The organism is Pseudomonas sp. PDM05 (assembly GCF_014851685.1).
GTDB lineage: Bacteria > Pseudomonadota > Gammaproteobacteria > Pseudomonadales > Pseudomonadaceae > Aquipseudomonas.
This window is the reverse complement of sequence record NZ_JACVAC010000001.1, coordinates 245878-263920: the sequence shown is the minus strand read 5'-3', so window position 1 is coordinate 263920 and position 18043 is coordinate 245878. Positions and strand designations below refer to the sequence as shown.

General features: G+C 61.4%; 15 protein-coding genes. 5 read left to right on the top strand and 10 right to left on the bottom strand.

Going from position 1 to position 18043, the window contains the following annotated elements:
- Window positions 1-133 precede the first annotated feature (133 nt).
- Both IB241_RS01270 and IB241_RS01265 read left to right on the top strand, forming a co-directional pair.
- The gene (locus IB241_RS01270) at window positions 134-1126 is read left to right on the top strand and encodes a hypothetical protein (RefSeq protein WP_192297217.1); all 993 of its coding nucleotides are present in this window, start codon (window positions 134-136) and stop codon (window positions 1124-1126) included.
- Window positions 1113-4439: an ImcF-related family protein gene (locus tag IB241_RS01265; RefSeq protein WP_225595203.1), complete on the top strand. Its 3327-nt coding sequence runs from the start codon at window positions 1113-1115 to the stop codon at window positions 4437-4439. Before IB241_RS01270 ends, IB241_RS01265 begins: the two co-directional genes overlap by 14 nt.
- Window positions 4440-4599: 160 nt before the next feature.
- Here IB241_RS01265 and lpxH read toward each other — a convergent pair whose 3' ends face one another.
- Window positions 4600-5349: a UDP-2,3-diacylglucosamine diphosphatase gene (lpxH, locus tag IB241_RS01260; RefSeq protein WP_192296602.1), complete on the bottom strand. Its 750-nt coding sequence runs from the start codon at window positions 5347-5349 to the stop codon at window positions 4600-4602.
- The gene (locus tag IB241_RS01255; protein ID WP_010209496.1) at window positions 5346-5849 is read right to left on the bottom strand and encodes a peptidylprolyl isomerase; all 504 of its coding nucleotides are present in this window, start codon (window positions 5847-5849) and stop codon (window positions 5346-5348) included. The genes lpxH and IB241_RS01255 overlap by 4 nt, the downstream gene beginning before the upstream one ends.
- A 259-nt stretch (window positions 5850-6108) precedes the next feature.
- On the opposite strand from IB241_RS01255, the gene IB241_RS01250 reads away from it, so the two are divergent.
- Both IB241_RS01250 and cysS read left to right on the top strand, forming a co-directional pair.
- The gene (locus IB241_RS01250; RefSeq protein WP_192296601.1) at window positions 6109-7809 is read left to right on the top strand and encodes a glutamine--tRNA ligase/YqeY domain fusion protein; all 1701 of its coding nucleotides are present in this window, start codon (window positions 6109-6111) and stop codon (window positions 7807-7809) included.
- A 43-nt stretch (window positions 7810-7852) separates the two neighbouring features.
- Complete coding sequence (gene cysS, locus IB241_RS01245) at window positions 7853-9241, top strand: cysteine--tRNA ligase (RefSeq protein WP_192296600.1); 1389 nt, start codon at window positions 7853-7855, stop codon at window positions 9239-9241.
- 197 nt (window positions 9242-9438) lie between these two features.
- Here the strand turns inward: cysS and IB241_RS01240 are convergent, their stop codons facing one another.
- Window positions 9439-9780 (bottom strand): DUF6124 family protein, encoded by a 342-nt coding sequence (locus IB241_RS01240; protein WP_192296599.1) that lies wholly within the window; start codon window positions 9778-9780, stop codon window positions 9439-9441.
- 536 nt (window positions 9781-10316) lie between these two features.
- Between IB241_RS01240 and IB241_RS01235 the strand changes: the two genes are divergently transcribed.
- On the top strand, window positions 10317-10775 hold the full coding sequence (locus IB241_RS01235) for an HIT family protein (RefSeq protein ID WP_192297215.1): 459 nt from the start codon (window positions 10317-10319) through the stop codon (window positions 10773-10775).
- A 56-nt stretch (window positions 10776-10831) separates the two neighbouring features.
- On the opposite strand, the gene IB241_RS01230 is transcribed toward IB241_RS01235, so the two are convergent.
- The 7 genes from IB241_RS01230 to IB241_RS01200 all read right to left on the bottom strand — a co-directional run bounded on the left by IB241_RS01230 (window position 10832) and on the right by IB241_RS01200 (window position 17974).
- Window positions 10832-11170, bottom strand: a complete 339-nt coding sequence (locus IB241_RS01230; protein ID WP_192296598.1) for a Na+/H+ antiporter subunit G — start codon at window positions 11168-11170, stop codon at window positions 10832-10834.
- Window positions 11167-11445, bottom strand: a complete 279-nt coding sequence (locus tag IB241_RS01225; protein WP_105522735.1) for a K+/H+ antiporter subunit F — start codon at window positions 11443-11445, stop codon at window positions 11167-11169. Before IB241_RS01225 ends, IB241_RS01230 begins: the two co-directional genes overlap by 4 nt.
- The gene (locus tag IB241_RS01220) at window positions 11442-11930 is read right to left on the bottom strand and encodes a Na+/H+ antiporter subunit E (protein ID WP_192296597.1); all 489 of its coding nucleotides are present in this window, start codon (window positions 11928-11930) and stop codon (window positions 11442-11444) included. Before IB241_RS01220 ends, IB241_RS01225 begins: the two co-directional genes overlap by 4 nt.
- Window positions 11927-13609, bottom strand: a complete 1683-nt coding sequence (locus IB241_RS01215) for a monovalent cation/H+ antiporter subunit D (RefSeq protein ID WP_192296596.1) — start codon at window positions 13607-13609, stop codon at window positions 11927-11929. Before IB241_RS01215 ends, IB241_RS01220 begins: the two co-directional genes overlap by 4 nt.
- Entirely contained in the window at window positions 13606-13950 is a 345-nt protein-coding gene (locus tag IB241_RS01210) for a Na+/H+ antiporter subunit C (protein WP_003192163.1), read from the bottom strand. The genes IB241_RS01215 and IB241_RS01210 overlap by 4 nt, the downstream gene beginning before the upstream one ends.
- Window positions 13950-16871: a monovalent cation/H+ antiporter subunit A gene (locus IB241_RS01205; protein WP_192296595.1), complete on the bottom strand. Its 2922-nt coding sequence runs from the start codon at window positions 16869-16871 to the stop codon at window positions 13950-13952. Before IB241_RS01205 ends, IB241_RS01210 begins: the two co-directional genes overlap by 1 nt.
- A gap of 173 nt (window positions 16872-17044) precedes the next feature.
- Entirely contained in the window at window positions 17045-17974 is a 930-nt protein-coding gene (locus IB241_RS01200; RefSeq protein WP_192296594.1) for a DMT family transporter, read from the bottom strand.
- Window positions 17975-18043: the final 69 nt, after the last annotated feature.

Below are 18043 nucleotides of genomic sequence, written 5' to 3'. Positions count from 1 at the left end.
GCCGCTGTATCCGCAGGTTATTGCGCCGAGAGCACCCCATTGGCGAGGCTGGTGGCTGGCGTTGCTGGTGCTCTTGAGCGTGCAGGCGGCAGCCCTGTTTGCGCTCTGGCCCGAAGGCCAGCCTCAGGTAGAACTGTGGTTATGGGGTGCAGTGCTGCCATTGAGTTGGGCGTTGGTATTGGCGCTGCGTGTATTGGTTTGGCAGATCGCTCAGTTCCAGACGGATGTGTACCGCCGCGCCCGTGATGGCGACCTGCAGCGCTGGTGGCGGCGGCGTGGTTTGGGGTTGCCGGTGCAACAGGTGTTGTTGCTCGGGCCGGCGGGCGACGAGCAGGCGCAGTACCGCGGGCTGATGGCCGCCACGCCCGTCCCGAAACCGTCGTTGATACCGGGGGCGACGCAGCCTGCGCTACGGTGTCGATTGTCACTGAGCAATCTCACCGAACGCGGCCCTGCCTTGGCCCGCCACCTTGCCCGGTTGACCCTTGCACTTCCTGAGTTATCTGCGCGCTGGCCAAGGTTGTGCGGCGTTGCCTGGGCGGGTGATACGGGCAGCGAGCGCGCGTTCACTCAACAGTTGGCCAAGGCCGGCGTGAGGCTGCCCGATACTCGCGTGCCATTGGCCGATCTGGCCGACCTCGATGCGCTGATTGAAGGCTTTTACCCGCGCTGCCAGGAGGCGGGGGATTGGTTCTTGTGCGCCGGCGTGGTGTCTTTGGAACGCGCCTCAGACCCTGAGCAGCCAGGCGAAGCGGGCTTTCTGTGGGTGGTGGATCGGCAAGGCAGGCAGGTGTTGCATCGAGCTGAGTATCTATTGAGCGAAACGCATGAGTCGCCGGCTCAACTGTGCGCGCAGGTGCAATGTTATGCCGGCCTTGATGGGCCGCCGGCCAGCTGTTTGGCATTGGATGCAACCAGCCAGCTAACGTTTGCGCAGGGAGGCTGGTGCGCAGCCGAGCACCAACTGAGCATGCATTGGGGCCTGCTGGGGAACCTGGCGCCTTTCATCGGTATGTCGCTGGCGCTGTTGCAGGCGAAGGTGGCAGCTCAGCCCTGCGGCTGGTTGAGTCAGGACGCCGAGAAACGACTGGCGATTGGAGTGGTGGTACCTCATGGCAATCATTAAGGGTGGACGTAAGGCCTCTTTGGTCGGCATGGGGTTGGGTTATCTGGTGGTCGCGTGGTTGCTGGTCATGCTCGGCTGCGTGCTCTACGCATTGTGCCGTGACTATTTCGCTTGGCCCGCGCTGGCGCTCAAGGATCTGGCACTCCGAGGCCTGTTCATCGGGCTCGCGCTTTGCTGGTTTTGCCCGCTGATTGTATTGGCTTGGGACCGTGTTGCGGTTGGCTGGGCAACGGGGTTGGTGGCGACAGTGGCTGAACCCTGGGGGGCTTTTCCGAGTCCTGTCGAGCCTGAAGAAAAACCGTGGCTGGAGGCGCTACGCAAGTCTCTTCGCACCCAGCACGGGTACTTCTGGCGCAGCAAAGTCCGCTGGTTTTTAGTGTTTGGCGAACCGGATCAGATCAACGCTATCGCCCCTGGCTTGACGCCACAAAACTGGCTGGAAGGGCAGGGCACAGTGTTGTTATGGGGTGGCAGTGTCAATTGCGGGCTGGACAAGGCAGCCCTTGCACAGTGGCGCGAGTTGAGCCGCCAGCGTGCGTTTGACGCTGTGGTCTGGGCGCTGGGCAGGGAGCAAAGCCTCGATGATGCCGCGATGGGTGAGGGCGTTCGGCACTTGTGCGAACTGTCCCGTGAGTTGCGCTGGCAGATTCCCCTGCACCTGTGGCAAGTCTGTGCCAGCCCATGGCCGCAGGCCCAGCGCAGAGTCGAGCCGGTTGGCAGTGTGTTGCCGACGAAGCTGACCATCGGCGCCCTGCAAGCGTGCTTGCAAGGCTTGATCGAGCCCCTGCGTCAAGCAGGTCTGGCGCAGATGCATGATCAGACTACCCATGATTTCCTGCTCCGGCTGTCTCGCGATTTGCAGGTCGAAGGCATGACCCGGTGGCGCCAGGCGCTTGCGCCGTTGCTGGGCCCGTCCGCCCGTGGAGTGCCCCTGCGTGGTGTGTGGTTCAGCCTGCCGGTGCAGCGTGAGCCGACGGGCCATTATTGGCCGAAGGACCCCGCCTGGAACGGCGTACTGGCGGACAAACCCGTACGCCGCCGAGTGGGCTGGAGCGCCGCTCGCGTCTGTTACGCCGTGACGATGATGCTGATGCTGGTCTGGGCAATGGGCTTGTGGCTGTCCTTCGCCAGTAACCGCGCGCAGGTCGCTCAAGCACACGCGTCGCTCGCTGCGTTGCAGCAATCGGCTCAAGGCGACCAGCAATTTCAGGCCCTCAACGAGCTGACTCGCGTCCTCGCCCGGCTGGACTACCGCGCCGAGCACGGCACGCCGTGGTATCAACGTTTTGGCTTGAACCAGAACCAAGCCTTGCTTGAAACCCTTTGGCCGCACTACGTCGAAAGCAATAACCGATTGATGCGCGACCCGGCGGTCGAGAATTTGCAACGCCAACTCGACACGTTGATCAACCTTGCACCGGACAGCCCGGACCGCGCCCGCTACGCCCGTGTTGCCTACGATCAACTCAAGGCTTACCTGATGATGGCCCGCCCGGAAAAAACCGATTCTGTCTTCCTGGCCAAGACCTTGAGCGAGGCTGAGCCGCTGCGCGCCGGTTTGTCACCCGGTATTTGGCAGAGCCTGTCGCCGACGCTTTGGCAGTTCTACAGCGTGCAGTTGGCTGCACATCCCGAGTGGCGCATCGCGGCTGACTGGAAGCGGGTCGCTCAGGTCCGGCAGGTCTTGCTAGGCCAGTTGGGTCGACGCAACGCCGAAGCCAGCCTGTACCAACAGGTGCTCGATGCCGCCGCCAATCATTCGCCGGACTTGAGCCTGCACCAGATGGTCGCCGATACCGATGCATTGGCACTGTTTTCCACCGACGCCAGGGTCGCGGGGGTGTTCACCCGCCAAGCCTGGGAGGGCCATGTGCGCCAAGTCATTGACGATATTGCCAGCGCTCGACGCGAGGAAATCGACTGGGTGCTCAGCGACAAGCCCATCGATGTTGATCCCGATCTGACGCCAGAAAAACTGCGCGAGCGTCTTACCGAGCGCTACTTCCAGGACTATGCCCGCGCGTGGCTGGACTTCCTCAACAGTCTGCGCTGGCAGCAATCCGAACGGATGGCCGATGTCATCGACCAATTGACGTTGATGAGCGATGTGCGCCAGTCGCCATTGATTGCACTGATGAGCACAGTGGCGTACCAAGCGCATGCAAGTCACCGTGGCCGGACACTTGGAGACTCTCTGATCCAGTCGGCGCAACAGTTGATCGGCCGGGACGAGACGCCGGTGACCGACGGATTGACGCATGAGCCGAGCGGCCCCCTGGATGCCACTTTCGGTCCGCTGCTTTCACTGATGAGCAACGACGACGGTAGCAAGCTCTCCTTGCATGCTTTTCTCACCCAAATCACCCGCGCTCGCCTGAAACTGCAGCAAGTCAGTCACGCCCCGGACCCGCAGGCCATGACCCAGACCCTGGCGCAAACGGTCTTCCAGGGAAAAAGTATCGATCTGACCGACACCCAGTCCTACGGCAGGCTGATTGCTGCCAGCCTGGGTACGCAGTGGGCCGGGTTCGGCGAGGCGCTGTTCGTGCGTCCAATGGACCAGGCCTGGCAGCGGGTGCTGCAACCTTCAGCGGCGAGTCTTAACCGCCAGTGGCAACGCGCGATCGTGACGCCCTGGCACAGCGCGTTTGCCAGCCGCTACCCGTTTGCCGCCACAGGCAGTGACGCCTCGTTGCCGATGTTGGGACAAATGATTCGTGCCGACTCAGGGCGGATCGAGCAGTTCTTGCAGCATCAACTGAGCGGCGTGTTGCGCAAGGAGGGCAATCGCTGGGTGGTCGATCCGTTGCATAGCCAGGGCTTGCGTTTCAATCCGCAGTTTCTGTCAGCCATCAACCAGCTCAGCAACTTGGCGGACGTGCTCTACACCGACGGTGGCATGGGGCTGAGCTTCGAGCTCCAGGGCAAGGCGGTCAGAGACGTGGTGCAAACCACCTTTGTTCTCAATGGCGAAAAACACCACTACTTCAACCAAAAAGAACGTTGGCAGCGCTTCAACTGGCCAGGCCATAGCGATTACCCCGGGGTGAGCCTGAGCTGGACCAGTGTGCATGCCGGCGAACGCCTGTTGGGTGATTACCAAGGCACCTGGGGGCTGATCCGTTTGCTGGAAAAAGCCCGCGTCACGCCATTGGACGATGGCGACAGCCTCTATCGCATGGAGCTCAAGGCGCCTGACGGTATCGACCTGACTTGGCATCTGCGCACCGAACTGGATGCAGGGCCATTGGCACTGCTCAAGCTGCGCGGTTTCACGCTGCCTTCACAGATATTTTTGGCTGATGAGTCGTAGGCACAAAACGCGAGTGTGGAATGCAAACCCCTGTGGGAGCTGGCTTGCCTGCGATAGCGGTGGTTCAGTCGATACATGAGTTGACTGCCCCCCGCTATCGCGGGCAAGCCCGCTCCCACATTTGGATCGGTGTTCACATTGGATCAGTGGTGTTTGAGGTTCAGGCGCCAGGCAGCGCCAGTTGCGGATTGACGAAATCAAACGCCGCCAACTGAAACCCTTGCTCATCCACCTGCAACGCCCAACCCTGTTTATCCCAATCCCCCAGCACAATGCGCTTGGCCGCTTGCTCGCCAATCTGCAACTTGTGAATGGCGGGGCGGTGGGTGTGGCCGTGGACCAGGGTGCGTACGCCGAACTGCTGCATTACCCGTGGCACTTCCTCGGGGGTGACGTCGACAATGTCGTTGGCCTTCATGCGTGTCTGTGCACGGCTTTCACTGCGCAGCTTGCGCGCCAGTTTGTGGCGGGTGCGCAGGGGCAGGTGGCGCAGGATAAACAGCACGACCGGGTTGCGCAGGATACGCCGCAGCTTCATATAGCCGACGTCGCGGGTGCAGAGGCTGTCGCCGTGCATCAACAGCACCGGCTCGCCATGGAGTTGCACGACACTCGGGTCCTTGAGCAAGGTGGCACCTGCAGCTTTGCAGAACGCCTTGCCGATCAGGAAGTCGCGGTTGCCATGCATGATGAAAATCGGGGTGCCGCTGTCGCTCAGTTCGCGCAGGGCTGCGCAAATCGAGCGTTGGAAAGGGGTCATCCCATCGTCGCCAATCCAGGCTTCAAAGAAGTCCCCCAGAATGTACAACGCCTGGGCGCCACGGGCGCGGCCGTGGAGTAAATCCAGAAACGCCCGGGTTATATCCGGGCGCTCCTCTTCCAGATGCAAATCTGAAATCAGCAATATCACCCAACGATCTCGGCTTTCTCGACGATCACGTCTTCTACCGGAACGTCCTGGTGACCGGCTTTGCCAGTGGTCTGTACGCCTTTGATCTTGTCAACGACGTCCTGGCCTTCGGTGACTTTACCGAATACCGCGTAACCCCAACCCTGCACGTTCTTGCCGCTGTGGTTCAGGAAGGCGTTGTCGGCCACGTTGATGAAGAACTGCGCGGAGGCCGAATGCGGCTCCATGGTACGGGCCATGGCGACGGTGTACTTGTCGTTGGAAAGGCCGTTGTCCGCTTCGTTCTGGATGCTTGGGCGCTTGTCTTTCTTTTCTTTCATGCCTGGCTCGAAACCACCGCCCTGGATCATGAAGTTGCCGATGACACGGTGGAAAACGGTGTTTTCGTAGTGGCCGGCGTTTACGTACTCGATGAAGTTGGCGACGGTGATCGGCGCTTTCTCGGCGTTCAGCTCGATGACGATGTCACCGTGGTTGGTGGTCAGTTTGACTTGAGTCATGGTCGTTTCTCTTTCAAGGAATTCGTAGGTACGGACGCCCTAGCGCCTTACCGGTTTGGCGAAACTTCGGCCAAGGCGCGCAGTTTAGCGTGCCCGGCAGGAATTTCGAGGTGGTTTTTTATCGCGTTCGTCATTAAAGCAGTAATTAAAGCAGCAGTTTTGGGTCGTGGCCTGTCAGTGTCTTGACCGCTTCGGCTATTATGAGCGCTTTGTTTTATCTGGCCTCAACCGGCCACGTACCTGTCTGTTCAAGGATCCTATGAGCAAGCCCACTGTCGACCCTACCTCGAATTCCAAGGCCGGACCTGCCGTCCCGGTCAATTTCCTGCGCCCGATCATCCAGGCGGACCTGGATTCGGGCAAGCACACGCAGATCGTCACCCGTTTCCCGCCTGAGCCAAACGGCTACCTGCACATCGGTCACGCCAAGTCGATCTGTGTGAACTTCGGCCTGGCCCAGGAATTCGGTGGCGTCACGCACCTGCGTTTCGACGACACCAACCCGGCCAAGGAAGACCAGGAATACATCGACGCCATCGAAAGCGACGTGAAGTGGCTGGGCTTCGAATGGTCCGGTGAAGTGCGCTATGCCTCGCAATACTTCGACCAGTTGCACGACTGGGCCGTCGAGCTGATCAAGGCCGGCAAGGCCTACGTCGACGACCTGAGCCCGGAACAGGCCAAGGAATACCGTGGCACCCTGACCGAGCCGGGCAAGAACAGTCCGTTCCGCGACCGTTCGGTGGAAGAGAACCTGGACTGGTTCGCACGCATGCGTGCCGGTGAGTTCCCGGACGGCGCCCGCGTGCTGCGTGCCAAGATCGACATGGCCTCGCCGAACATGAACCTGCGCGACCCGATCATGTACCGCATCCGCCACGCCCATCACCACCAGACCGGTGACAAGTGGTGCATCTACCCGAACTACGACTTCACCCACGGTCAGTCGGACGCCATCGAAGGCATCACCCATTCGATCTGCACCCTGGAGTTCGAAAGCCATCGCCCGTTGTACGAGTGGTTCCTGGAGCACCTGCCGGTTCCTGCGCACCCGCGCCAGTACGAGTTCAGCCGCCTGAACCTGAACTACACCATCACCAGCAAGCGCAAGCTCAAGCAGTTGGTGGATGAAAAGCACGTACATGGCTGGGATGACCCGCGCATGTCCACACTGTCGGGCTTCCGCCGCCGTGGCTACACGCCGGCTTCGATCCGCAATTTCTGCGACATGGTCGGCACCAACCGTTCCGACGGCGTGGTCGACTTCGGCATGCTCGAATTCAGCATCCGCCAGGACCTCGACGCGAACGCCCCACGCGCCATGTGCGTGCTGCGTCCGCTGAAAGTCGTGATCACCAACTACCCGGAAGACAAGGTCGACCACCTCGAACTGCCGCGCCACCCGCAGAAAGAAGAACTCGGCGTGCGCAAGCTGCCGTTCGCCCGTGAAATCTACATCGACCGCGATGACTTCATGGAAGAGCCGCCAAAAGGCTACAAGCGCCTGGAGCCGAATGGCGAAGTGCGCCTGCGTGGCAGCTACGTGATCCGTGCCGACGAAGCGATCAAGGACGCCGATGGCAACATCGTCGAACTGCGTTGCTCGTACGACCCGGAAACTCTGGGCAAGAACCCGGAAGGCCGCAAGGTCAAAGGCGTGATCCACTGGGTGCCGGCCGCCGCCAGCATCGAGTGCGAAGTGCGTCTGTACGATCGCCTGTTCCGTTCGCCGAACCCTGAAAAGGCGGAAGACAGCGCCAGTTTCCTCGACAACATCAACCCTGACTCCCTGCAAGTACTCACTGGTTGTCGTGCCGAACCCTCGTTGGGCGAAGCACAGCCGGAAGACCGTTTCCAGTTCGAGCGCGAAGGTTACTTCTGCGCGGATATCAAGGACTCGAAACCAGGCGCTCCGGTATTCAACCGTACCGTGACCTTGCGTGATTCGTGGGGCCAGTGATCAGGCAGGCCTGACCGGCTTTGCCTAGAGAGAAGGAATTGTCGTGTTAACGATCTACAACACACTCAGCAAGACCAAAGAAGTCTTCAAGCCGCTGGATGGCAACAAGGTGCGCATGTACGTGTGCGGCATGACCGTGTACGACTACTGCCACATCGGCCACGGCCGCAGCATGGTGGCTTTCGACCTGGTCACCCGCTGGTTGCGTTTCAGCGGCTATGACTTGACGTACGTGCGCAACATCACCGACATCGACGACAAGATCATCAACCGCGCCAATGAAAACGGCGAGTCGTTCGACGCGCTGACCGAGCGCATGATTGCCGCGATGCACGAGGACGAGGCGCGCCTCAACATCCTCAAGCCGGACATGGAACCACGCGCCACGGACCACATCCCGGGCATGCACGCGATGATCCAGACCCTGATCGACAAGGGTTACGCCTACGCCCCGGGCAATGGCGACGTGTACTACCGCGTCGCCAAGTTCATGGGCTACGGCAAGCTGTCGCGCAAGAAAATCGAAGACCTGCGCATCGGCGCGCGTATCGAAGTGGATGAAGCCAAGCAAGACCCGCTCGACTTCGTGCTATGGAAAGGCACCAAGCCGGGCGAGCCGAGCTGGGAATCGCCATGGGGCGCCGGGCGGCCGGGCTGGCACATCGAATGCTCGGTGATGTCCACCTGCTGCCTGGGCGAGACGTTCGACATTCATGGCGGCGGCAGCGACCTCGAGTTCCCGCACCACGAAAACGAAATCGCCCAGAGCGAAGCCGCCACCGGCAAGACCTACGCCAATGCCTGGATGCACTGCGGCATGATTCGCATCAATGGCGAGAAGATGTCCAAGTCCTTGAACAACTTCTTCACCATCCGCGACGTGCTGGCAAAGTATCACCCGGAAGTGGTGCGTTACCTGCTGGTATCGAGCCACTACCGCAGTGCGATCAACTACTCGGAAGACAACCTCAAGGACGCCAAGGGCGCCCTGGAGCGGTTCTACCACGCGTTGAAAGGCTTGCCGGTGGTTGCTCCGGCCGGTGGCGAAGCGTTCGTTGAGCGCTTCACCCAGGTGATGAACGACGACTTCGGCACCCCAGAAGCCTGCGCCGTGCTGTTCGAGATGGTGCGCGAGATCAACCGCCTGCGCGAGAGCGATCTCGACGCCGCCGCTGGCCTTGCCGCACGCCTGAAAGAACTGGCCAGCGTGCTGGGCGTGTTGCAGATGCAAGCCGATGACTTCCTCCAGGCCGGCGCCGAAGGGCGTGTGGATGCGGCTGAAGTCGATGCGCTGATCCAGGCGCGCCTGAACGCACGGGCCAACAAGGACTGGGCGGAATCCGACCGTATCCGTGACCAACTCACCGCCATGGGCGTGGTGTTGGAAGACGGCAAGGGTGGGACGACGTGGCGCTTGGCTGATCAGGCTTGATTGCTAAAGGCTGAATAAAAAACGCCCCGACTGGTTCGGGGCTTTTTTTTCGCCAGGCACACCACAATCCAAATGTGGGAGCGGGCTTGCTCGCGAATGCGGTGTATCAGTCACACATGTGCTGACTGACACGCCGCATTCGCGAGCAAGCCCGCTCCCACAGTTTTTACCGTGCCCGCTTTGCAAATTCTTCGGCTTCAGATTGATCTGTGAATGGGCTCGTCTTTGAGGCTTAGTGTTTTATCCACCATCAATTGGATTCCTTCCAGCATCCGACACATTCCCAGTGCCACGCTGCGAGGATTGCCATCGATCTCGAAAGCCAAATGGCTTGCCAACGCACGAACCCACGCTAGATCCTCTGACGCGTTGACCAACAGCGTCTCGACGTCCAGTCCTTCGCGTACGGTAAACAGGTTGTCGCCCTCAGCAGATGGCTGCGGGTTTTCAGAGGGGTTCAGATATTGGTTAATTGCTCGATGAGCAGAGGCGTGAAACGCGGTTGAATCTAACGGCGGATTTGGACTGTCTTTAATCATGGCAAAGCTCCTAGAGTATTGGAGCTGCCTCCCATCGCTGCGAAACGATACTAGGGTGGCAGCTGTACGCGGGTTCGCAGACCGGGACTCTAGGCACCCGGCATACCCGAAGGTATCCCGCGCACAGCCGCCATGACATCAGGCATAAAAAAGCGCCCGCTATCTGAGGTGGACGCTGTGCGTCTAGAGTTTAACCGGGCTGCGAAACCCGGTCGCTGAATTTGCAGCGACTGCCGAAGATTAGGCAGCCATCTTCCGAGGGACAACCCTTAAACACTGTCGGAAAATTCTGTGGTTTTTTACTCGGCTGCGCCACCGATCCATTGGTGACCCCCAATCTAAATGTGCCCACCCACTCAGATTCAAAGCCTTGGTGTTCCCAGGCACCCATGCATGGCCTATTACTTAATAAAAATGGCGACGGTACAAAAGGCCTAGGACATTTCGGAAAGTTTCCATTTGTTTTGACGCCTACCGAATCGTGGCTTTAGATGGCTGCGTCAACCCATCCCATGACTAGAATGGCAGCGATTAAAATGGATTGTATTTTCTGCAACATTGTCCGCAAAACCTCCCCAGCCCACATCCTCTGGGAAGACGACCAGCACATGGCCTTCCTCTCGATTTTCCCCAACACCCCGGGTTTCAGCGTGGTGATCCCCAAGCAGCATTACGGCAGCTATGCGTTTGCCCAGTCGGACGAAGTGTTGGCCGCGCTCGCGGTGGCGGCGAAGAAGACGGCCTTGCAGATCGACCGGGCGTTTCCCGATGTGGCGCGTACGGGGCTGATCATGGAGGGCTATGGCGTAGATCACCTGCATGCGAAGTTGTTCCCCATGCATGGCACAGGGTCGGACAGTACGTTCAAGCCCTTGAGTTCGAAGGTGGACAAGTTTTTCGAGGTGTATGAGGGCTATATCTCGTCCCATGATCATGGGCGCGCGGATGATGACGGGTTGGCAGAACTGGCGGCGAGAATTCGATCTTTCGCCTAGCACAAAACCAAATGTGGGAGCCCGCTCCCACATTTATACTGTGTTCACTTGAGCGATCAGCGGCGGCTGCTGACTTCGGCAGGCACATCATCACCCGCCATGCGCTTACGGAACAGCGCCGTGCGCGCCAGCAGCAACGTGGTCACCGGCACCGTGATCGACAACAAAATCGGAATCAACCAGCCGTGCAACACCGGCCCGGACTTGAGTGCCGAAAAGTACACAATCGACGCCAATGCCACACACCACGCGCCCAACGTCGAAGCCAGCGCCGGCGGGTGCATGCGTTGAAAAAAGTCCTTCATGCGCAACAAGCCGATTGCGCCGATCAAGGCGAACACGCTGCTCGACACCAGCAGCACGGCCACGATCACTTCCACCCATAACGGCATCATTCAATCACCTCGCCACGCAGCAGGAATTTCGCCAGGGCAAACGAGCCCACGAAGCCAAACAGCGCAATCAACAGCGCCGCTTCAAAGTAGGTGTCACTGGCGTAACGAATGCCCAGCACCAGCATCATCAGCATCGCCAGCATGTACAGGTAGTCCAGCGCCAGGACCCGGTCCTGGGCCGAGGGACCCTTGAACAGGCGCACCAGGGTCAGCACCATGGCCAGGGAAAACAGGAACAGGCTGAACAGGATCGCATTGGAGAGCAGGGCGCTCATTCGAAGATCTCCATCAGGGGCCGCTCGTAGGTGGATTTGAAGTGCTCGATAAACGCCGCTTCATCCTCCAGATCGAACACGTGCAACAGCAGGATGCTGCGGTCCAGCGCCAGTTCCGACCAGATGGTGCCGGGCACCACGGTGGTGATCATCGACAGCGCGGCGAGGCCGTTGGCGTCGCGCAGGTCCAGGGGGATCTTGATAAAGCGCGAACGCGGTGGGCGCGTGCCGCAGGTCAGCACGCCCCAGGCCACTTGCAGGTTGGACGCGATCACGTCGCGGCCGACCACGAAGAACAGGCGGATGATCACCCCGGGACGGCGGATGCGGATCGGCAACGGCCGCAGCGGCGCCATCAGCAACGGCGCGAGAACGCCCAGCAGCGCGCCGAGCAGCAGGTTGCCGGGGCTCACCGACAGGTTCAGCACCAGCCATAACAACCACAGAGCCAACGACAGCCACGGCGCAGGGAACAGGCGTTTCATGGCTGCACCTCCAGCGCGGCGCTCTTCGCTTCGGGGCTCGGCACCGGACGCGTGGCCATCACCGCCATCACGTAGTGCTCGGGGTTGTTCAGGCTCACGGCCGTGGCCTGGGTGTAGCGCATCAGCGGTTCGGCCTTGAAGGTCAACAGGATACTCAACCCGAGCAGGAAGAAGATCGGCACGCACTCATAGCGGCGCAGCAGCGGCGAGGGGCGCTCTTCCGGCGTCCAGAAGCGCTGGATGCCCAGGCGCGCGAACGCGATCAATGAGGCCAGGCCAGAGAGCACCAGCAGTACCACCAGGCCCCAGGCTGCCGGACGGATCGGCGCGTCGACGCTCACGCCCAGGCCCAGTGGATTGATCAGCGCGCTGAGCAAACTCAGCTTGCCGATAAACCCGGACAACGGCGGCATGCCGATGATCAGCAACGCGCAGGCGATAAAGCTCAAGCCGAGGAACGCCATGGTCCAGGGGATCACCTGGCCGACCACGGCTTGCTGTTCATCATCCAGGTTCACCCCCGGACGCGGATGCAGGGATTCCATGGCCTTGGGCAGCGCATCGATTTCCTCATCCAGCGGCAAGTCGTTGGCCGAACGCGAACGCTCGATCAACTCCGCCAGCAGGAACAGCGCGCTCAACGCCAGGGTCGAGCTGACCAGATAAAACAGCGCGCCTGCCGTCAGGCTCGGCTGGGCGAAACCCACGGCCGACAGCAAGATCCCCGCCGACACCAGGATGCTCAAGCTGGCCATGCGCTCCAGCCGTTGTGCCGCGACCATCGCCAGCGCCGCGCCGATAATGGTCGCCATGCCGCCGTACACCAACCAGTCACCGCCAAACAGCGCCGACGCACCGGCCTGGCCGGAGAACAGCAGCGTCCACAAGCGCAGCACGGTGTATACGCCGACCTTGGTCATGATCGCAAACATCGCCGCTACCGGCGCACTCGCCGAGGAATAGGCAGGAGCCAGCCAGAAGTTCAGCGGCCACATGCCGGCCTTGGCCAGGAACGCGGTGGCGAGGATCGCCGCGCCCGCATGCAGCAGGCCACGATCCGCCTCCGGCACCAGCGGAATTTTCAGCGCCAGGTCGGCAAAGTTCAGCGTACCCGTGACGCCGTAGATCATCGCCGCGCCAATCAGGAACAGCGACGAGGCCAGCAGGTTGATTGCGATGTAATGCAGCCCCGCCGACACCCGCGCGCGGCCCGAGCCGTGCAGCATCAGGCCGTAGGACGCCGCCAGCAGCACCTCGAAGAACACGAACAGGTTGAACAGGTCGGCGGTGAGGAAGGCGCCGTACAGGCCCATCATCTGCACCTGGAACAAGGCATGGAAACTGGTGCCGGCACGGTCCCAGCGGGCCATGGCGAACAGCAGCGCGCTCACGCCGATGATGCCGGTGAGTACCAGCATCAGCGCCGACAGTTGGTCCACCACCAGCACGATGCCGAACGGCACCTGCCAGTTGCCCGGCAGGTACACGCCAATCGAACCGGGGCCGCCTTTTTGCGTCCAGTACAGCAACAGCACCGCAATCCCCAGGCCCAGCACGCTGGAGAACAGGTTGATCTTGGCTTTCAGCGGCCGGCGTTTTTCGCCGAGCATCAACATCAGTGCAGCGGTGAGCAGCGGCAGCAGAATCGGCGCGATGATCAGTTGGTTGACCCAATTCATTCCTTGGGCTCCCGGCCGTCGACGTGGTCCGTGCCGGTCAGGCCCCGGGAGGCGAGCAGCACCACCAGGAACAACGCGGTCATGGCGAAGCTGATTACGATGGCCGTCAGCACCAGGGCCTGGGGCAGCGGATCGGTGTAGTTGAGCAGGTCTTGCGGCACGCCGTCCTTGATGATCGGCTCCTTGCCGATAAACAGGCTGCCCATGCTGAAGATGAACAGGTTGACCCCATACGACAGCAGGCACAGGCCCATCACCACCTGGAATGTCCGTGGCCGCAGGATCAGCCACACACCGGAGGCCGCGAGGACCCCGATGGCAATTGCGATGACTTCTTCCATCAGGCGGCTCCTTCCGTTGCGGCAACCACTTTGGCCTGGTTGCTTGGTTTGTGTGCGCGCACCGATTGGTGACCGAGGGCGGTGAGCATCAGCAGCGTCGAGCCGACCACCATGGCGTACACGCCGACGTCAAAGAACAGCGCGCTGGCCACATGAATGTCGCCCAGCAGCGGCAGGCTGAAATGCCAGGTGTGGGTGGTCAGGAACGGGTAGCCGACAAACAGCGCACCCAGCCCGGTCAGCGTCGCCGACAGCAGGCCGAAGCCCATCCAGCGCATCGGCCGCAGGCTCATCTGCGCCTCGACCCACTGCGTACCGGCGACCATGTATTGCAGGATGAACGCCACCGACATCACCAGCCCGGCGACAAACCCGCCGCCCGGTTGGTTGTGGCCGCGCATGAACAGGTAGAACGACACCACCAGCGCAATCGGCAGCAGCAGGCGCACCAGCACTGCGGGCACCATCATGAAGCCCAGCGCGGTGTCGCTGGCCTGGCGCGGGTTGACCAGGTCAGTGGCTACGTCCGGGGCCAACTGGCGCTGTTGCGCGGGCAGTTGCATGCTTTCCTTGGACGGGCGGAAACGTCGCAGCAGCGCGTACACCGTCAGCGCCACGGCGCCGAGCACGGTGATTTCGCCGAGGGTGTCGAAGCCGCGGAAGTCCACCAGCATCACGTTGACCACATTGCTGCCGCCGCCTTCGGGCAGGGCGCGGCTGAGGTAGAACGAGGAAATATCGTTGGGCGTCTGGCGCGTCAGCATCGCGTAGGACAGCAACGCCATGCCGCCGCCTACCACGGTGGACAGCAGGAAGTCGCGCACCCGGCGAATCCGCGCCTTGCGCAGGCTGCCCGGCAGGGGCGAAACCTCTTCGATCCGCCGTGGCAACCAACGCAAGCCCAGCAGGATCAGCACGGTGGTCACCACTTCCACCACCAGTTGGGTCAAGGCCAGGTCCGGCGCGGAGAACCACACGAACGTGATGCAGGTCATCAGGCCGCACACGCTGACCATGGTCAGGGCTGCCAGCCGGTGATACTTGGCTTGCCACGCGGCGCCGACGGCGCAGGCAATCGCCAGCAGCCACAAGGTAACGAACACGATGGAACCGGGGATCTTCGGCCGGTCGCCCCAGCTGAGGCTGCTGTGCAGCATCGGGATGAGGCCTGCGACCACCGCCGCCAACACCAGCAGGAACAGCTGGGTTTGCAGGCGTTTGGTGCTGATGCGTTTTTCGATCTTGCGTGCACCGCGCATCATCACAACCAGGCAGCGCTCGAAGCCGCGCTTGCCGTTGAAGTAGCTGATGATCGGCGGGTAATCGAAGCGCCCGCGCTTGAGTTGCTTGCGCAGCAACAGGTAGAGCACCACGCCGCAGGACATCGCCACCAGGCTCATGATCATCGGCGCGTTCCAGCCGTGCCAGATCGCCAGGCTGTACTGCGGCAGCACGCCGCCCACCACGGGCAGTGCGGCGGCAGCGAGGATCGAGCCGACCATCTGCGCCGGGAAGATCCCCACCAGCAGGCAGGTGAACACCAGCAGTTCCACCGGCGCGCGCATCCAGCGCGGCGGTTCGTGTGGCGTATGGGGCAGGTTGGTGGCTGTCGGACCGAAGAACACATCGACCGTGAAGCGCAGCGCGTAGGCCACGCTGAACGTACCGGCGATGGTGGCGATCACCGGCAGGGTGATTTCCACCCACTTGGTCGCCGAGATGAACACGGTTTCGGCGAAGAACATCTCTTTGGACAGGAAACCGTTAAGCAGCGGCACGCCCGCCATGGACGCACTGGCGACCATCGCCAGGGTCGCGGTAAACGGGATCAAACGCACCAGACCACTGAGTTTGCGAATGTCACGGGTGCCGCTTTCGTGGTCGATGATGCCCGCCGCCATGAACAGCGAAGCCTTGAAGGTGGCGTGGTTGAGAATGTGGAACACCGCAGCGACGGCGGCGAGCGGGCTGTTGAGGCCCAGCAGCAGGGTGATCAGCCCGAGGTGGCTGATGGTGGAATAGGCCAGCAGGCCCTTGAGATCGTTTTGAAACATCGCGCAGTACGCGCCGAGTAGCAGGGTGATCGCGCCGGCGCCGCCGACGATGTAGAACCATTCTTCGCTGCCGGACAGCGACGGCCACAGGCGGGCCAGCAAGAACACGCCGGCTTTCACCATCGTCGCCGAATGCAGGTAGGCCGACACCGGTGTGGGGGCCGCCATCGCGTGGGGTAGCCAGAAGTGGAAGGGGAACTGCGCGCTTTTGCTCAGCGCGCCGATCAGCACCAGGGCGAGCATGATCGGGTAGAGCGCGTGGGCGCGGATCTGCTCGCCCGCCGCCAGCACCTGGTCGAGGTCATAGCTGCCGACGATATGCCCCAGCAGCATCACGCCCGCCAGCAGGCACAAACCGCCGGCGCCGGTGACCATCAACGCCATATAGGCACCGCGTCGCGCATCGGCGCGGTGGTGCCAGTAGCCGATCAGCAGGAACGAGAACAGGCTGGTCAGTTCCCAGAAAAACACGATCTGGATCAGATTGCCGGAGATCACCAGCCCGAGCATCGCGCCCATGAAGGCCAGGAAAAACGCAAAGAAGCGTGGCACCGGATCGTCCGGCGACATGTAATAGCGCGCATACAGCGACACCAGCGTGCCGATGCCCAGTACCAGCATCGAGAACAGCCAGGCAAACCCGTCCATGCGCAACACGAAGTTCAAGCCCAGGCTGGGCAACCACATGAATTCTTCGCGGATCACGCCACCGTGGGCGATCTGGGGGTAGAGCAGGGCGACTTGAACGGTGCCGACCAGGGCCACCAGGCCGGCCAGCAGGGATTCGGTGTTACGTGCGTTATGCGGCAGCAAGGCTGCCAGACAGCTGCCAAGAAACGGCAGCAGCAGTAGAACTATCAGGGACATAGGCTTCTAATCTGCGGGAGTTTGGGATGCATCATACGTGCCGCTTTCTCGATCACCAAACGGCAACATGTGGCAGGATCCTACAGGAGCAGTTGAAGGCAGCTACAAGCGGCAAGCTACAAGAGAGTAGTCGGGCCTACATTTCTTGCAGCTTGTAGCTTGAATCTCATGCATCAACCCTGGCTTTCCGGTTCGACGGCGCTCTCGGTATTGGCGACTTTCGAGCTGCTCCTCTTCATCTCACTCACTATCACTGCCAACACAATCAACGCCGCCCCCACCATTGCGATCGGCGGGAAGCGTTCCCCGGCAATCCGCCCGACCACACCGGCCCACACCGGCTCCCCGGCATAAATCAGCGTGGCCCGCGTTGGCGAAACGCTCTGCTGCGCCCAGTTCATCGCCACCTGGATCACCGCGCTGGTCAAGCCCAGGCCGACCGCGCTGAACAGCAGCAACCACGAAAACCCCGGCAAGGCCTCGCCCATCGGCACCACCATCATGAACGACAGCACCGAGGCCGTTGCCAGTTGCACCACCGTAACCCGGCGCACATCCACCTGCCCGGCATAGGCGCCGATCAAAATGATTTCGGCGGCTATGGCTATTGCACCAATCAATGTGGCGATTTCGCCGGGGCTGAAGTTCAACGATGCGCCCGCAGGCCCCGTCAACAGCATCAAGCCGGTGAACGCCAGCATGATGCCAATGCTTGGCATCAACCCTGGACGCCGGCCCAGCACCAGCCATTGCAGCAAGGGCACAAAGGGCACGTACAGCGCGGTGATAAACGCCGATTGGCTGCTGAGGATGGCCTGCAAGCCAATGGTCTGCAAGCCGTAGCCAAACATGATCGCCACGCCGATAAACACCCCGGCCTTGAACTCGAACAAGGTCAGGTCACGCAAGGTCCGCAAGGAAAAGAAGCCCACCACAATCGCCGCGGCGGCAAAGCGCAGGCCCACGAAAAACATCGGGCCGCTGACGGTCATGGCGTGTTGCACCAGCAAGAAGGTGCCGCCCCAGATCATGGTGATGAACACCAGGATGCATTCGGCTTTGCTGAAACGGTTGAAACGCGAGGGGGATTTGGCGGTGGTCATGGCGGCTCGGTCTTGCAAGGGGAAGGCACGGACCGCACAATGCGCCGCACGCTGGGCAGTATACTGCGC

Bases quoted from the DNA above. Each gene is read 5' to 3' on its own strand.
- IB241_RS01265 (WP_225595203.1), top strand. From the start codon at position 1,113: ATGGCAATCATTAAGGGTGGACGTAAGGCCTCTTTGGTCGGCATGGGG.
- IB241_RS01255 (WP_010209496.1), bottom strand. From the start codon at position 5,849: ATGACTCAAGTCAAACTGACCACCAACCACGGTGACATCGTCATCGAG.
- IB241_RS01250 (WP_192296601.1), top strand. From the start codon at position 6,109: ATGAGCAAGCCCACTGTCGACCCTACCTCGAATTCCAAGGCCGGACCT.
- IB241_RS01240 (WP_192296599.1), bottom strand. From the start codon at position 9,780: ATGATTAAAGACAGTCCAAATCCGCCGTTAGATTCAACCGCGTTTCAC.
- IB241_RS01235 (WP_192297215.1), top strand. From the start codon at position 10,317: ATGGATTGTATTTTCTGCAACATTGTCCGCAAAACCTCCCCAGCCCAC.
- IB241_RS01230 (WP_192296598.1), bottom strand. From the start codon at position 11,170: ATGATGCCGTTATGGGTGGAAGTGATCGTGGCCGTGCTGCTGGTGTCG.
- IB241_RS01225 (WP_105522735.1), bottom strand. From the start codon at position 11,445: ATGAGCGCCCTGCTCTCCAATGCGATCCTGTTCAGCCTGTTCCTGTTT.
- IB241_RS01220 (WP_192296597.1), bottom strand. From the start codon at position 11,930: ATGAAACGCCTGTTCCCTGCGCCGTGGCTGTCGTTGGCTCTGTGGTTG.
- IB241_RS01215 (WP_192296596.1), bottom strand. From the start codon at position 13,609: ATGAATTGGGTCAACCAACTGATCATCGCGCCGATTCTGCTGCCGCTG.
- IB241_RS01210 (WP_003192163.1), bottom strand. From the start codon at position 13,950: ATGGAAGAAGTCATCGCAATTGCCATCGGGGTCCTCGCGGCCTCCGGT.
- IB241_RS01205 (WP_192296595.1), bottom strand. From the start codon at position 16,871: ATGTCCCTGATAGTTCTACTGCTGCTGCCGTTTCTTGGCAGCTGTCTG.
- IB241_RS01200 (WP_192296594.1), bottom strand. From the start codon at position 17,974: ATGACCACCGCCAAATCCCCCTCGCGTTTCAACCGTTTCAGCAAAGCC.